The organism is Streptomyces sp. NPDC044704 (assembly GCF_056433525.1).
The window spans coordinates 30,957-44,477 of the sequence record NZ_JBWKGY010000022.1; the positions used below are offsets into that span (position 1 = coordinate 30,957).

Genomic DNA, 13,521 nt, shown 5'->3' on the forward strand with positions numbered 1-13,521 from the left:
GCGGCGTCACCGGCCCGCGGTACCGGAGTCCCGCGGCGGGCCGGAGCCGTGGGGCGGGCGGGGGCGGGCCGGCCGGCGGGACAGGAGGAAGGCCGCGCAGGTGAGGGCGCAGGCGCCGAGCGCGATCCACAGCAGGACCTCCCCCAGGGGGCGCAGCCAGCCGACGCCGGTCGCGGTCGCGGCGGACAGGCAGGCGGTGGCGGTCATGCCGAGCGGGAAGACGGTGGACCAGCGGCGGGTGTCGTAGTGCGGGCGGGGGCTGCGCACTTCGGCGGCGAGGAGGACGGCGTACCAGACGAGGGAGACGGCGAGGCAGGCCAGGGTGAGCGTGCGCAGGGCGGTGTGCGCGGGGCCGGTCCAGACGGGCGAGGCGGTGAGTTTCGTCCCCGCGAGGGCGGTGATGGACAGGGCTCCGCCGGCCACCCAGTGGTCGCCCGCCCCGCTGACGACCTCCCGGAAGTCGAAGCGGGGCAGGGCGAGGGCGTAGAGCAGCAGCCCGAGGCAGAAGCAGGCCAGGGCGGCCCGGGCGAGCCAGGCGAGGCGCTGTTCGGCGGCCAGGGTGGCGGCGAGTACGGCGAGTCCCTGGGTGGCGACGCAGGCGAGGAAGGCGGCCCCGGGCATCCGCCGGCGCCAGTGCCGTACGACGGTGTAGAGCAGTACGGGCCACAGGACGGCGGCGAGCACCAGCAGGGCGGTGGCGGCGCCCGGCCGGCCGAGTTGGGCGACGCGGGTGCCGATGACGGCGGTCGCGGCGACGGCGGTGAGGGCGGGCGGGGTGTACGCCTCGGCTTTGAAGCGGCCCCGGTCGGCGACGAGCCGCACCGCGAAGTCGGCGGCCAGCAGGAGCCACAGCACGACGGCGACGGCCAGCACGCCGAGGGAGAACCAGGTGCGGCCGACGAGGTCCAGGCCGACGGAGAGGATGCCGGCGGCCATGACGGCGGCCCCGGCGGCGGGCGTGAGTCCGGCCCACCAGCCGCGGACGGGTACGGGGCTCATGTTCCTCCGCTTCGAGGGGTGCCGGTTCGGACGCACGCCCATGACACCTCAGCTCGGCGGGGCCCCCGGGGCGGCGCGCCGCGTCCTCACATGACGCCTCGGGTACGGAACTGGACGCTGATCCGGGGGCCGACGGCGCGGGCCGACTTGGGGACGGCGTGCTCCATGGTGCGCTGGCAGGAGCCGCCCATCACGACGAGGTCGCCGTGGCCGAGCGGCAGCCGGAGCAGGGTGGCGCCTCCGTCGCGGGGGCGCAGCACGAGGTCGCGCGGGTCGCCGACGGAGAGGATCGCGACCATGGTGTCCTCGGTGGAGGAGCGGCCGGTGCGGTCGCCGTGCCAGGCGACGCTGTCGCGGCCGTCGCGGTAGAGGCACAGTCCGGCGGTGACGAAGGGCTCGCCGAGTTCGGCGGCGTAGTGCCGGCCGAGGGCGGTGCGGGCTTCGGTGAGGACGGGGTGGGGCAGGGTCTCGCCGTCCCCGTAGAAGGCGAGCAGCCGGGGCACTTCGACCTCGCGGTCGTACATCTGGCGCCGTTCGGCGTGCCAGGGCACTTCGGCGGCGAGCCGTTCGAAGAGGGCGTCGGCCCCGGTGAGCCAGCCGGGCAGCCGGTCCACCCAGGCCCCGGCCCCCAGGTGCGTGCGCCGCACTCCGGCGAGCGGGCCGAGCCGGATCTCGTCGGTCTGGTCGAAGAGGGATCCCTGGAGCGCGTGCATGTCTTAAGGATACCCTCGAAATCGAACATCTGCGCGATTATCTGTGCGGGTGCGGGCCCGCTTCCGGCCGGAATGCCGACGCAAAGCCCCTGTGCAACGCTGAATCGGGGGGTCATGCCAGTCCCGGCTGCTCGGCCGGCCCTGCCACCCGAGGAGATCGATATGGCCAGTGACGCCACCCGGCCCCAAGCAAGCCGCGCGCGCACGAGCGCCACGCACGCGCCCGTCTCCGGAACGACCATGCTCGCGGCAGCCCTGATGATCTTCGGCGGGATCATGGCCGTCCTGGAGGGCATCTCGGCGATCGCCAGCGACGGCCTGTTCCTCATGACGCGCCACTACGTGTTCGAGCTCAGCCTCACGGCCTGGGGCTGGATCCACCTGATCCTGGGCGTCATCCTGGTCGTCGCGGGCTGCGCCGTGCTCACCGGAGCCCTGTGGGCACGGTACTTCGGCGTGGCCATCGCCGGCCTGGGCGCGATCGCCAACTTCCTCTGGCTCCCCTACTACCCGCTGTGGGCGCTGGTGCTGATCGCCGTCAACCTGCTGATCATCTGGGCCCTGTGCACGGGCATGCACCGCGAGGCCGACGCGGACCGGGCCGTCTGACGCACGGCGGGGTCAGGCGATGCCGTAGCGGGCCTCGATGCCCGCCACCAGCAGGCGCAGGCCCTCCTCGAACCCCGCCTCGTAGTCCTCGAAGAGTTCGGCGCCGGCCGCCGCCGCGAGGGGGAACGCGGCCATGCGGGCCGCGCGTTCGTCGACGTCGTAGCCCTCGCGGCGTTCACCGGGCAGGGGAACGACGCCCTGTTCCTCCGCGACGAAGCCGAGGGTGAAGAAGTAGGCCGTCGTGAGGGCCCGGACGGCCTGGGACGGGGTGAACCCCGCGTCGACGAAGGCGCGGAGGTGCTCCTCCATCCGCACGGCGTGCTCGGTGCCGGTGAAGCGGGAGCCGCTGTAGACCTTCGCCCCGTCCCGGTAGCCGGTCAGGGCGGCGCGCAGGCCCAGCCCGGAGGCCGTGAGCCGCTCCTGCCAGGTGGCGTCCGGGGAGGGCTGCCGCCCGGCGGCCATCCGGCGGTACATCTCCGTGGCCATCTCGTCGAGCAGTTCCTGCTTGTTCTTGAAGTGCCAGTAGAGGGCGGGCGCCTGGACGTCCAGCTCCTTGGCGATCGCGCGCAGGGTCAGGCCGTCGAGGCCGACCTCGTTCAGCAGCCGCAGCGCCGTGTCGACGGCCTGCCTCTTGTCCAGCTTGGGGGTTCTCCTCGTTGCCACGCTTGACAGCTTAACACCGTTAAGCGCACGCTCGGAGGGCATCGCACTTAACAGCGTTAAGGAGATTTTCATGCGGCAGGACACGGACGTACTCGTCGTCGGAGCCGGACCCACCGGGCTCGCACTCGCCGTCGACCTCGCCCGGCGCGGGGTCCGCGCCCTCGTCGTGGAGCGGGCCGGCGGCCTCTTCCCCGGCTCGCGCGGCAAGGGGCTCCAGCCCCGCACCCTGGAGGTGCTCGACGACCTCGGCCTGCACGACGCGGTCCGGGCCGCCGGCGCCCCGTACCCGGTCGGCATGGTCTGGCAGGACGGTGTCCGCCAGGGCGAGCACCGGATGTTCGACGAGGCCGAGCCCGACGAGGGCGCACCGTACGGCGCTCCCTGGCTGGTGCCCCAGTGGCGGACGCAGGAGGTCCTCTTCGCCCGCCTCGTGGAGCTGGGCGGCGAGGTCGCGTTCGGCCGGGAGCTCACCTCTCTCACGCAGGACCCGGACGGGGTGACGGCCACGTTCGCCTCCGGAGCGCCCGTCCGCGCCCGGTACGCCGTCGCCGCGGACGGCGGCAGGTCCACGGTGCGGCGCTCCCTGGGCATCGGCATGACCGGTGAGACCGTCGACCCCCACCCCGTGCTGGTGGCGGACGTCCGCGTCACCGGGCTCGACCGCGACCACTGGCACCTCTTCCCGCCGGCCGACGGCGGGGGCTACCTCGCGGTCTGCCCGCTGCCCGGTACGGACCTCTTCCAGGTGGTGGCGCAGTTCCCCGAGGCCGCCGAGGTCGACCTCTCCCCCGCCGGCATCCGCGAGGCCGTCGCCGCCCGCTCGCACCTCGCACCCGCCCAGGTGACCGAGGTGCGCTGGGCCTCCGACTTCAGGCCGCGGGCCGCGATGGCCGACCGGTTCCGCGCCGGCCGCGTCTTCCTCGCCGGCGACGCCGCGCACGTCCACTCCCCGGCGGGCGGCCAGGGCCTCAACACCAGCGTCCAGGACGCGTACAACCTGGGCTGGAAGCTGGGCGCCGTCCTGCGGGACGGCGCGCCCGCTTCGCTGCTCGACTCGTACGAGGAGGAACGCCTGCCCGTCGCGGCCGGAATGCTCGGCCTGTCCACCCGGATCCACCGCGGCGAGGCCCGGCGCGGCGAGGCCACCCGTCAGCTCGGCCTCGGCTACCGGGAGTCGTCGCTGGCGGTGGAGACGCGCACCGGGCTGCCCGAGGACGCCCTGCGCGCCGGCGACCGGGCCCCGGACGGCTCGCGCGACGGCGTCCGGCTCTTCGACTCGTTCCGGGGCCCGCAGTGGACGCTGCTGGCCGTCGGCGCCGGCGCCGGCACCGCCCTGCCGGAGCTGCCCGGCGTCCGCACCGTCCGGTTCCCGTCGTACGGGGCCTACGGGGACGGGGTGTTCCTCGTCCGCCCCGACGGCTACGTGGGCTGGGCGGGCGGCACGGCGACGGGAGCGGCGGCCTACGCGGCCCGGTTCGGCCTGTAGGGGATCGCGGCGGGCCGGGGGGTTGGCCCGGGGCGTCCGGGAGAGGATCATGGGCGCACGCCGGCAGCGAGTCCAGGAGGTACGTGTGTCCGTCGCGTCGAGTTATGCGTCCGGGAGCGTGGAGGTTCCGCTGCTGGACGACACGATCGGGGACGACCTCGACCGTACGGTGCGGCGGTTCCCGGACCGCGACGCCCTCGTGGACGTGGCCGCGGGCCGCACGTGGACGTACGCGGAGCTGGCGGCCGACGTGGACGCCCTGGCGCTCGGGCTGCTGGACCTCGGCATCGCCAAGGGCGACCGGGTCGGGATCTGGGCCCCCAACCGGGCCGAGTGGACGCTGGTGCAGTACGCCACCGCGAAGATCGGGGCCGTCCTCGTCACCGTCAACCCGGCCTACCGTTCGCACGAGCTGGAGTACGTGCTGGGCCAGTCCGGGATCCGGCTGCTCGTCGCGGCGGAGCGCTTCAAGACCTCCGACTACGCCGCGATGATCGAGGAGGTCCGGCCGCGCTGCGCCGGGCTGGAGTTCGTCGCCCTGCTGGACGGGCCGCTGCGGACCTCGCTGTTCGTCCGGGGGCGCGCGGCCGATCCCGCCGCGCTGGTCCGGGCGCAGGCGGCCCTGAGTCCGGACGAGCCGATCAACATCCAGTACACCTCGGGCACCACGGGCTTCCCGAAGGGCGCCACCCTTTCGCACCGCAACATCCTCAACAACGGCTTCTTCGTGGGCGAGTTGTGCGGATACACGGAGCGGGACCGGGTGTGCGTCCCGGTGCCCTTCTACCACTGCTTCGGCATGGTCATGGGCAACCTCGCCTGCACCAGCCACGGCGCCGCGATGGTCATCCCGGCGCCCGCCTTCGACCCGGTGGCCACCCTCGCGGCCGTCGAGGCACAGCGGTGCACCTCCCTGTACGGGGTGCCCACCATGTTCATCGCCGAGCTGGCCGCACCCGGTTTCGAGGAGTACGACCTGTCGAGCCTGCGGACCGGGATCATGGCCGGTTCGCCGTGCCCGGTCGAGGTGATGAACGAGGTCATCGGGCGCATGGGCATGACGGAGGTGTCGATCTGCTACGGGATGACGGAGACCTCTCCGGTGTCGACACAGACCCGTGCGGACGATCCGGTGGAGCGCAGGGTCTCCACGGTGGGCCGGGTGGGCCCGCACCTGGAGGTCAAGGTGGTCGATCCGGAGACCGGCCGGACCGTGCCGCGCGGCACCCCGGGCGAGCTGTGCACCCGGGGCTACTCGGTGATGCTCGGCTACTGGGGGGAACCGGAGAAGACCGCGGAGGCCGTCGACCCGGAGGGCTGGATGCACACCGGCGACCTGGCGGTCATGGACGGGGAGGGGTACCTCGCCATCACCGGCCGGATCAAGGACATGGTGATCCGGGGCGGCGAGAACCTGTACCCGCGCGAGATCGAGGAGTTCCTCCACTCCCACCCCGACGTCCTGGACGTCCAGGTCATCGGCGTGCCCGATCCCAAGTACGGGGAGGAGCTGATGGCGTGGGTGCGGATGCGCGAGGGCGCCGAGCCGCTCAGCGCGGAAGCCGTCCGCGCGTACTGCCACGGACGGCTCGCCCACTTCAAGATCCCGCGCTACGTCCACGTCGTGGACGAGTTCCCCATGACCGTGACCGGGAAGATCCGCAAGGTGGAGATGCGCGCGGTGGCGGCCCGCCTGCTCGATCAGCCGTAGGACCGGTGGCCCCGGGGAGCCCGGGAAGCCCGGGGAGCCCGGCCGGGGTCAGCCGGCGGAGAGTTCGCCCTCCCACAGTTTGCGTTCGGCCTCGCGCGGGTCGGCCACGACCCGGTCGGCCTCTCCGTTGTCGTGGCGGAAGGTCATGACCGGGCGGGTGCCCGTGTCGTAGGCGGCCCAGCCGGGCAGGCCGGTCACGGCGAACTGGACCCACTGCCGGTGCATCACCTCGGCGAGGTCCCGCGGCGGGTTCGGGCCGGTGATGGGGCGGGTGTCCGGGACGTCGAGGGTCTTCCACACGAAGGGGAGCTCCAGGCTGTGACACGCGCCCAGTTTCACCTGGATGGTGTTGGGCGTGACCGGCGAGCGCCAGCCGAACTCGTACAGGTAGGTGGCGGCGCCCGACTGGGCGCGGGCCTCGGCGACCCGGTAGGTCGGGATCCGGAACATCCGGTCGGTGAGGACGGCCGCGGCGATCCCGGAGGGCGCGTTGCGCGGGTAGGCGCTCGTGCTGTTGGCCTTGTACTGGTCGTAGAAGTCGGCGGGGACGCCGTAGGCCTCGACGCGGTTCTTGAACTGCTGGGGAACCAGCCAGTAGACCATCGGGGTGGGCACGACGAAGAGCCTGAACTCCTCGGTGTTGGTGCCCGCGAGGAGGGGCACGTCGCTGCCCTTCCCGGCCGCGATCGCGTCGATCGGGCGCTGCGTGATCAGCTCTCCGTCGATGACGGGCATCAGCGACATGCCGCAGGAGGCGATGGTCGTCTCCCCGTACTTCACCGGGTTCGCGGAGTTGGTGATGTCGGCGCCGACCGCCTTCTGGGCCGCGATGAGGTTGGCGAGCGGCAGGGCGGCGAGGGCCTCGGCGGTGGGCTGGACGCCCGCCTCGGCGGCGATGGCGTTCAGGACCAGCGCGGCGTCGTGCGGGGTCTGGGTGATGTGCGCGGTGCCGCTCTGCGCGATGGCCTTGTGGAAGAGGCCGAGGTCGAGCGCGAGCAGGGTGAGCACGCTCATGGCGCCCGCGGACTCGCCGAAGACGGTGACGTCGCCGGGGTTCCCGCCGAAGCGGGCGATGTTGTCCCGGACCCAGCGCAGGGCGAAGATCTGGTCGTGCAGTCCGCGGTTGGCCGGGAGCGGGGCGTCGGGGATGTACCCGAAACCGTCCACGCCCAGGCGGTAGTTGAGGGTGACGCAAACGACCCCGTCCCGGGCGAAGGTCGCCCCGTCGTAGGCGGTGACCGCCGACGATCCGGTGGTGAAGGCGCCGCCGTGGATCCACACCATGACGGGGAGTCCGGCGTCGGGGTCGAGGTCGGGGCTCCACACGTTGAGGTTGAGCCACTCGTCGCCCGGTACGGACGGGTCGGGCATCAGCTCCCCCAACTGGCCCTCGACGGAGGGCTTGGGAGGCGTCGGGCCGAAGGCGAAGGCGTCCCGCACGCCCTCCCAGGGCTCCGGCGGGGCGGGGGCGGCGAACCTGAGGGCGCCGACCGGGGCGGCGGCGTAGGGGATGCCGAGGAAACGGGCGATGCCGTCCTCGACCTGACCGGCGACCGTTCCGTAGGCCGTTTCCACTTGCTGGGTCTGGCTGGGCACGTGACTCCTTCGTCCTCATCGGCTCGCGGGGCAGCCGTGGGGCGGCCCCCACGACAACCGCGGCACTACCCTGCGCGACCGAGCGATATCCCAGCGTGACCGGAATCCCGCGAAGGTTGTCCCGAAAGCACCCCACGCCCCCACAGCTCCCGGTTTGGCCCGGTGCCGGGCCGCTCAGACCCGGAAGGCCTTCCGGAGGATTTCGCCGTACTCGGCAGGATGCGTGGTCAGGCCGGTGTGTCCGCCGGGGAAGTGCAGGAGTTCCGTGCCGAGGCGCTCGGCCAGGAAGGCGGCCGGGCGGTAGGGCAGCTCGCCCCGCGACTCCTGGCCGCAGGCGAGCACGAGCCGGTCCGACAGCGCCTCCAGCCGGCGGACGTCCGGGGCGTAGGACATGAAGCCGGGCACGATGCGCCCGACGAAGTACGGCAGGTTGGCCATGGTCCGCCCGGCCCGCGCCGCCGCCTGCGGCGGAAGTGCCGTCCCGGCCTTCGGCCCGGTGGTGTCGCCGTCCTTCTTCAGACCGTCGGCGAACACGGCCATCGCCGGCATGAGCCCCTGCGCCCGGAAGGTCTCCCGCACGCGCGCGACGAACGCGCGGTGTTCGGAGGCGTCCGGAAGGACCTCCACCACCGGCGGCTCGTGCGCCACGACGCGTTCCACGCGGTCGGGATGGGCGGTGAGCAGGTGCAGGGCGGCGATCGCGCCCGAGCTGGCGCCGAACACCCGGGCGGGCTCGCCGGGCGACAACAGTTCCAGCATCCGGAACGCGTCGTCGGCGTGCTCCGCCACGTGCTGCTCGGCCTCGGGGTCGTCCAGCGTGCTCCGGGACATGCCGCGCGGGTCGTAGGTCGCGACGGTGTACGCGGCGGCCAGGTCGTCGGCGATGCCGTCGAAGGAGGCCGCACCGCCCGCCCCGCCGGGGATCAGCAGCAGGAGCGGGCCGTGGCCGCGTACTTCGTAGTGCAGGGTCGCGCCGTTCACGCGCAGGCTGCCGATGGTCGGACCGGTCATGAGGAGTCTCCTTCTCGGGACGGGGGCCAGCGCTCCAGGAGGGCGTGCAGGGCGTCCAGGGCGCGGAGCCAGGACAGTTGCGGTGAGCGCTCGTGCGCGAAGCCGCCCGCGGCCTCCAGGGCGACGAACCCGTGGAACGTGCTGCGCAGCAGCCGGACGGCGTCGGTCAGGTCGGGTTCGGCCAGTCCGTAGCCGCGCAGCATGCCGTAGGTCAGCTCGACCGCGCGCCGCGGTCCGGCCGCCTTCGCGGCCAGCCCGGGGTCGATCCGGACCGCCGTCTGCGTCGCCGCGTAGCGGCCCGGATGCGCGTGGGCGTACTCCCGCCAGGCGTCGGCGAACGCGACCAGCGCGTCCTTGCCCGCCCGCCCGGCGGTCGCCTCCGCGATGCGGATCGTCTTCTCGTCCGCCGCCAGCAGCGCGATCCGTCCGCGCAGGTCCTCCAGATTGCGGACGTGCGCGTAGAGACTCGCGTCCTTCACGCCGAGCCGCCGCGCCACCTGCGACATGGTCACCCGGTCGAACCCGACCTCGTCCGCCAGCGCGGCGCCCTCGATCGTCACCCGCTCCGCCGTCAGCCCGGCCCTCGCCATGCACCCTCCCATGCTCCTAGGGCCCCTAGATATAACCTAGGGGTCCTAGGAATGGCAAACGGGAAGCTCAGAGCCGGACGACGGCCTTGCCGCGGACCCGGCCTTCCCTCAGCCGGCGTATGGCGTCCGGGACTTCGGCCAGGGTGTAGGTCCGGTCCAGGGCCGGGACGAGCGCCCCGGAGTCGATGAACTCGGCGAGGGCGAGGAGGTCGTCGGCGCGGACGGCGGAGGCCAGTGCCCGCAGGCGGTGCCGGACGAAGGGGGACAGCAGCAGGGCCCGCAGCTGGCGGTCGTTGCCGCCGATCCAGCGGCCCTCGCTCTCGCCCCCGACGATGACGAGGGTGCCGCGCGGAGTGAGGGCCCGGCGCAGGCTCCGCAGGGGGCGGTTCCCGGCGATGTCGAGGACCAGGTCGTAGCGCCGGGAGCCGTCCACGGGATCGGCGGTGGCGTAGTCGACGGTTTCGTCGGCGCCGAGGGAGCGGACGAGGTCGGCCTTGGCGGCGCTGCACACGCCGGTGACTCGGGCGGCCCCGAGGGCCTTGGCGAGCTGGACGGCGTACGTCCCGACGCCGCCCGCCGCCCCGATGACCAGGACGCTCTGACCCGGGCGCAGCCGGCCGGTTCCGCGCAGGGCCTGAAGGGCGGAGACGGCGGAGACCGGGACGGCGGCCGCCTGTTCGGCGGTGAGGGCGGCGGGCCGGTGGGCGAGGCGGTCCTCCTTGGCGCAGGCGTACTCCGCGAACGAGCCGGCGCAGATGCCGTACACCTCGTCACCCGGTGCGAAGCGGGTGACTCCGGGGCCGACGGCCTCGACCCGCCCGGCCACGTCGAGGCCCCTGATCCGGTCCTTGGGTGCCCGCAGGCCGAAGCCGGCCGCGCGGATCAGGTAGGGCCGGCCCGCCATGAGGTGCCAGACCCCCTGGTCGACTCCGGCCGCGTGGACCCGCAGCAGCACCTCGCCCGGGCCGGGCACCGGCGTGGGCACGTCGTCGAGGCGCAGTACCCCGGGCGGCCCGTAGACGTCGTGGACGATCGCTCTCACGGTGATTCTCCCTCGGTGCCCGAAGGGGCTGGGGTGACGGGGGCGACGGTGGCGGGGGCGGCCGGACCGGCCGCGCCGCCCGCGTACTGGAAGACGCTGTCGAGCGGGACGCCGAAGACCGCGGCGATCTGGAAGGCCATCTCCAGGGAGGGCGAGTAGCGGCCCTGTTCGATGGCGATGACCGTCTGCCGGCTGACGCCGATGCGGCGCGCGAGTTCGGCCTGGGTCATCTCGCCGTGGGCGAAGCGCTGGGCCCGGATGGTGTTGGTGACCCGCGTCGGCCTCACCACGGGTGGAAGCCGAACCGGTAGGAGACGATCTTGACCGTCGAACCGAGGGCCGACGACAGGACGAAGGCCAGGTAGATCGCGTTGGCGATCCAGAAGGGCGCGGCCCCGGCCAGGGCCAGCAGGAGTCCGGCCACCGCGCCGATGACGACGAACGACTGGCCGACGTACTCGCCGAAGCGGTGGATCTCCCGGTCGCGCTGGTCCTTGGTGCCGTCCTCCGCCGACGCGAGGGCGGCCACCGTGACGTGCCCCGCTACGGAGGCGGCGATGGACAGGCCGACCGTCCACAACAGGGCCGCCGCGTAGGGCGCTTGCGCCAGGGCCGCCCCCGCCGGCCGGTCCAGGACGACCGCCAGGTAGACCGCGTACGACGCCACCGCGGTCACCAGCATGATCCAGGCGCGTTTCTCTTCCACCGCCACCGCACACCACCACCCCATGTCAAGAAAACCAGACACCCGGAGTGTCAAGGAGCCACGACACGATGTCAAGCATTCTTAACCTCGATGCCCGGGGACCAGTACGCCCGGGGACCAGTACGCGGTGCCCGGGCTCGGAGTTCGGGGGCTCAGGGGCCGGCGATCACGCGGCGCGGGTCGAGGACGATCTGCCGGACCGTCCAGCAGTCGGCGGACTCGATGGCCAGCTCCGCCGCGCAGCCCCCGCAGGCGAGGTTCGCTCCGCCCAGGCCGTCGGGGCCGCAACAGCCGCCGCGGCGCCCGAGGTCGTCGACGGGAACCATCCCGCGGGCGTCGCCGTGGCCGATGACGATGCCGCCGCGCGGCCCGCCGGCCGGCGGGCCGTACGAGGTCCGCGAGGGTTCGGGCGTCCGGGCGAAGGCCGAGGGCTCCGGGTCGCGGGCGAAGGCGCCCGGCGCGATGCGGGGCGGGCACTCGCCCTCGGCCTCGTAGGGCAGCGGGCCCGGGGTCCGCGGCAGGGGCACCTCGCGCACGTCGGCGGTCACGTCCCTACCGCAGCCGGCGCATCGGAAGACGGTCATGCCCCATCCTGCCCCGGGACCGCCGGACTCAGGCCCGCCCGGCCGGGTCCTGGTCCACCGCCACCTCCCGGTCCGTCAGCGCCTCCCCGTCCCGCGCCGGTTCCGGGGACTTCGCCGGGGAGGGCACCGCGGCCAGTACGCGCGCACGCGGCGTGCGGAGTCCCGTGATCCAGGCGGCCAGGGGCTGCGTGTAGCGGGCGGTGAGCGGTCCCACCACGACGAGGATCAGGACGTACGCGGTGGCGAGCGGCCCCAGGGCCGGCTCGATCCCGGCGGTGACGGCGAGGCCCGCGATGACGATGGAGAACTCGCCGCGGGCGACGAGCGTGCCGCCGGCCCGCCACCGGCCCTTGACCCCGACCCCGGCGCGCTTCGCCGCCCAGTAACCGGTGGCGATCTTCGTGAGCGCGGTCACCAGGGCGAGTGCGAGCGCCGGCAGCAGCACGGGCGGGATGCTGGCGGGGTCGGTGTGCAGGCCGAAGAAGACGAAGAACACGGCGGCGAAGAGGTCGCGCAGCGGACTGAGCAGGGTGTGCGTCCCCTCGGCGACCTCACCGGACAGGGCGATGCCCACCAGGAACGCCCCGACGGCGGCGGAGACCTGGAGCTGTTGGGCGAGGCCGGCGACCAGCAGGGTCAGGCCGAGGACGACGAGGAGGAGCTTCTCCGGGTCGTCGCTGGAGACGAAGCGGGAGATCAGGCGGCCGTAGCGGACCGCGACGAACAGCACCGCGCCCGCGACGCCGAGGGCGATGGCCAGGGTGAGGCTTCCGGCGGCGAGGCCGACGCCCGCGAGGAGCGCGGTGACGATCGGCAGGTAGACGGCCATGGCCAGGTCCTCGAGGACCAGGATGCTGAGGATCACCGGGGTCTCGCGGTTGCCGAGCCGGCCCAGGTCCCCCATGACCTTGGCGATGACTCCGGAGGAGGAGATCCAGGTGACTCCGGCCAGCACGACGGCGGCGACGGGGCCCCAGCCCATCAGCAGCGCGGCGAGCGCGCCGGGAACGGCGTTGAGGGTGAAGTCGACGAGACCGGCGGGGTACTGGGTCTTGAGGTTCGACACCAGATCGCTGGCGGTGTACTCGAGGCCCAGCATCAGCAGGAGCAGGATGACGCCGATCTCGGCGCCGATGGCGACGAACTCCTCGCTCGCTCCCAGCGGCAGCAGTCCGCCGGTGCCGAAGGCGAGGCCCGCCAGGAGGTACAGGGGTATCGGCGAGAAGTGGAAACGGCCGGCGAGCCTGCCGAGCAGGCCCAGGCCGAGGATGATCGCACCGAATTCGATCAGGAACACTGCGGAATGCACGCGCGGATCACTCCCGTCCGAGTATCGAGGCGGCCGCGTCGACGCCCTCGCGGGTGCCGATCACGATGAGGGTGTCCCCGCCGGCGAGGCGGAAGTCGGGCGCGGGCGAGGGCCGGGCCTCGGCCCGGCGCAGGACGGCCACCACCGACACCCCGGTCTCGGTGCGCATCCGGGTCTCGCCGAGCACGCGGCCGTTCCAGTACGAGTGCGCCGACAGCTCGATGCGTTCGGCGACCAGGCCCAGGTCGGTGGTGTGCAGCAGGTTCGGGCTGTGGTGCGCGGGCATGAGGGCGTCGATCAGCGAGGTCGTCTCCGCTCCGGTCAGGTGCAGCGACTGGGCGCACGCGTCCGGGTCGTCCGCCCGGTAGACGTTCACCGTCCGGGTTCCGTCCCGGTGTGCGATCACCGACAGGTGGCGGTGTTCCCGTGTGGTGAGGTCGTACTGCACGCCGATGCCGGGCAGTGGCGTCGTGCGCATCCGTGGAGCGGGCACAACCCATCC

The 13,521-nt window shown here is 73.4% G+C and carries 15 protein-coding genes; 3 read left to right on the plus strand and 12 right to left on the minus strand.

The window, feature by feature from the left end; genetic code table 11:
- Positions 1-6: 6 nt before the first annotated feature.
- Both AC07B0_RS34385 and AC07B0_RS34390 read right to left on the minus strand, forming a co-directional pair.
- Entirely contained in the window at positions 7-999 is a 993-nt protein-coding gene (locus AC07B0_RS34385; RefSeq protein ID WP_478899867.1) for a tellurite resistance/C4-dicarboxylate transporter family protein, read from the minus strand.
- A gap of 86 nt (positions 1,000-1,085) precedes the next feature.
- Positions 1,086-1,712 (minus strand): alpha-ketoglutarate-dependent dioxygenase AlkB, encoded by a 627-nt coding sequence (locus tag AC07B0_RS34390; RefSeq protein WP_478899868.1) that lies wholly within the window; start codon positions 1,710-1,712, stop codon positions 1,086-1,088.
- A 162-nt stretch (positions 1,713-1,874) separates the two neighbouring features.
- Here AC07B0_RS34390 and AC07B0_RS34395 point away from each other — a divergent pair, with 162 nt between their 5' ends.
- Positions 1,875-2,321: a DUF7144 family membrane protein gene (locus AC07B0_RS34395; protein ID WP_478899870.1), complete on the plus strand. Its 447-nt coding sequence runs from the start codon at positions 1,875-1,877 to the stop codon at positions 2,319-2,321.
- Between the two features lie 12 nt (positions 2,322-2,333).
- Here the strand turns inward: AC07B0_RS34395 and AC07B0_RS34400 are convergent, their stop codons facing one another.
- Positions 2,334-2,984, minus strand: coding sequence for a TetR/AcrR family transcriptional regulator C-terminal domain-containing protein (locus AC07B0_RS34400; protein ID WP_478899871.1), 651 nt, complete (start codon positions 2,982-2,984; stop codon positions 2,334-2,336).
- Positions 2,985-3,054: 70 nt separating this feature from the next.
- On the opposite strand from AC07B0_RS34400, the gene AC07B0_RS34405 reads away from it, so the two are divergent.
- Positions 3,055-4,470, plus strand: coding sequence for an FAD-dependent monooxygenase (locus AC07B0_RS34405; RefSeq protein WP_478899872.1), 1,416 nt, complete (start codon positions 3,055-3,057; stop codon positions 4,468-4,470).
- A gap of 49 nt (positions 4,471-4,519) precedes the next feature.
- The gene (locus tag AC07B0_RS34410) at positions 4,520-6,181 is read left to right on the plus strand and encodes an AMP-binding protein (RefSeq protein WP_478899873.1); all 1,662 of its coding nucleotides are present in this window, start codon (positions 4,520-4,522) and stop codon (positions 6,179-6,181) included.
- A gap of 48 nt (positions 6,182-6,229) precedes the next feature.
- Here AC07B0_RS34410 and AC07B0_RS34415 read toward each other — a convergent pair whose 3' ends face one another.
- From AC07B0_RS34415 to AC07B0_RS34455, 9 genes are all read right to left on the minus strand, one after another.
- Entirely contained in the window at positions 6,230-7,777 is a 1,548-nt protein-coding gene (locus AC07B0_RS34415) for a carboxylesterase/lipase family protein (RefSeq protein ID WP_478899875.1), read from the minus strand.
- A 174-nt stretch (positions 7,778-7,951) separates the two neighbouring features.
- Positions 7,952-8,788 (minus strand): alpha/beta fold hydrolase, encoded by an 837-nt coding sequence (locus AC07B0_RS34420; RefSeq protein WP_356876980.1) that lies wholly within the window; start codon positions 8,786-8,788, stop codon positions 7,952-7,954.
- On the minus strand, positions 8,785-9,378 hold the full coding sequence (locus tag AC07B0_RS34425; RefSeq protein ID WP_478899877.1) for a TetR/AcrR family transcriptional regulator: 594 nt from the start codon (positions 9,376-9,378) through the stop codon (positions 8,785-8,787). The genes AC07B0_RS34420 and AC07B0_RS34425 overlap by 4 nt, the downstream gene beginning before the upstream one ends.
- Before the next feature lie 67 nt (positions 9,379-9,445).
- A complete protein-coding gene (locus AC07B0_RS34430) occupies positions 9,446-10,420 on the minus strand; it encodes an NAD(P)-dependent alcohol dehydrogenase (RefSeq protein ID WP_478899878.1) in 975 nt (324 codons plus the stop codon).
- Entirely contained in the window at positions 10,417-10,710 is a 294-nt protein-coding gene (locus AC07B0_RS34435) for a helix-turn-helix transcriptional regulator (protein WP_478899880.1), read from the minus strand. The genes AC07B0_RS34430 and AC07B0_RS34435 overlap by 4 nt, the downstream gene beginning before the upstream one ends.
- Complete coding sequence (locus AC07B0_RS34440) at positions 10,704-11,126, minus strand: hypothetical protein (protein ID WP_356876986.1); 423 nt, start codon at positions 11,124-11,126, stop codon at positions 10,704-10,706. The genes AC07B0_RS34435 and AC07B0_RS34440 overlap by 7 nt, the downstream gene beginning before the upstream one ends.
- 152 nt (positions 11,127-11,278) lie before the next feature.
- A complete protein-coding gene (locus tag AC07B0_RS34445) occupies positions 11,279-11,710 on the minus strand; it encodes a hypothetical protein (protein WP_478899882.1) in 432 nt (143 codons plus the stop codon).
- A 28-nt stretch (positions 11,711-11,738) separates the two neighbouring features.
- Positions 11,739-13,019: a cation:proton antiporter gene (locus AC07B0_RS34450; protein WP_356876990.1), complete on the minus strand. Its 1,281-nt coding sequence runs from the start codon at positions 13,017-13,019 to the stop codon at positions 11,739-11,741.
- A 7-nt stretch (positions 13,020-13,026) separates the two neighbouring features.
- Positions 13,027-13,497, minus strand: coding sequence for a cation:proton antiporter regulatory subunit (locus AC07B0_RS34455; protein WP_356876992.1), 471 nt, complete (start codon positions 13,495-13,497; stop codon positions 13,027-13,029).
- Positions 13,498-13,521 lie beyond the last annotated feature (24 nt).

Excerpts from the sequence above, each read along its gene's own strand:
- AC07B0_RS34405 (WP_478899872.1), top strand. The coding sequence starts at position 3,055 with ATGCGGCAGGACACGGACGTACTCGTCGTCGGAGCCGGACCCACCGGG.
- AC07B0_RS34455 (WP_356876992.1), bottom strand. The coding sequence starts at position 13,497 with ATGCGCACGACGCCACTGCCCGGCATCGGCGTGCAGTACGACCTCACC.
- AC07B0_RS34410 (WP_478899873.1), top strand. The coding sequence starts at position 4,520 with ATGGGCGCACGCCGGCAGCGAGTCCAGGAGGTACGTGTGTCCGTCGCG.
- AC07B0_RS34390 (WP_478899868.1), bottom strand. The coding sequence starts at position 1,712 with ATGCACGCGCTCCAGGGATCCCTCTTCGACCAGACCGACGAGATCCGG.
- AC07B0_RS34425 (WP_478899877.1), bottom strand. The coding sequence starts at position 9,378 with ATGGCGAGGGCCGGGCTGACGGCGGAGCGGGTGACGATCGAGGGCGCC.
- AC07B0_RS34420 (WP_356876980.1), bottom strand. The coding sequence starts at position 8,788 with ATGACCGGTCCGACCATCGGCAGCCTGCGCGTGAACGGCGCGACCCTG.
- AC07B0_RS34395 (WP_478899870.1), top strand. The coding sequence starts at position 1,875 with ATGGCCAGTGACGCCACCCGGCCCCAAGCAAGCCGCGCGCGCACGAGC.
- AC07B0_RS34385 (WP_478899867.1), bottom strand. The coding sequence starts at position 999 with ATGAGCCCCGTACCCGTCCGCGGCTGGTGGGCCGGACTCACGCCCGCC.
- AC07B0_RS34445 (WP_478899882.1), bottom strand. The coding sequence starts at position 11,710 with ATGACCGTCTTCCGATGCGCCGGCTGCGGTAGGGACGTGACCGCCGAC.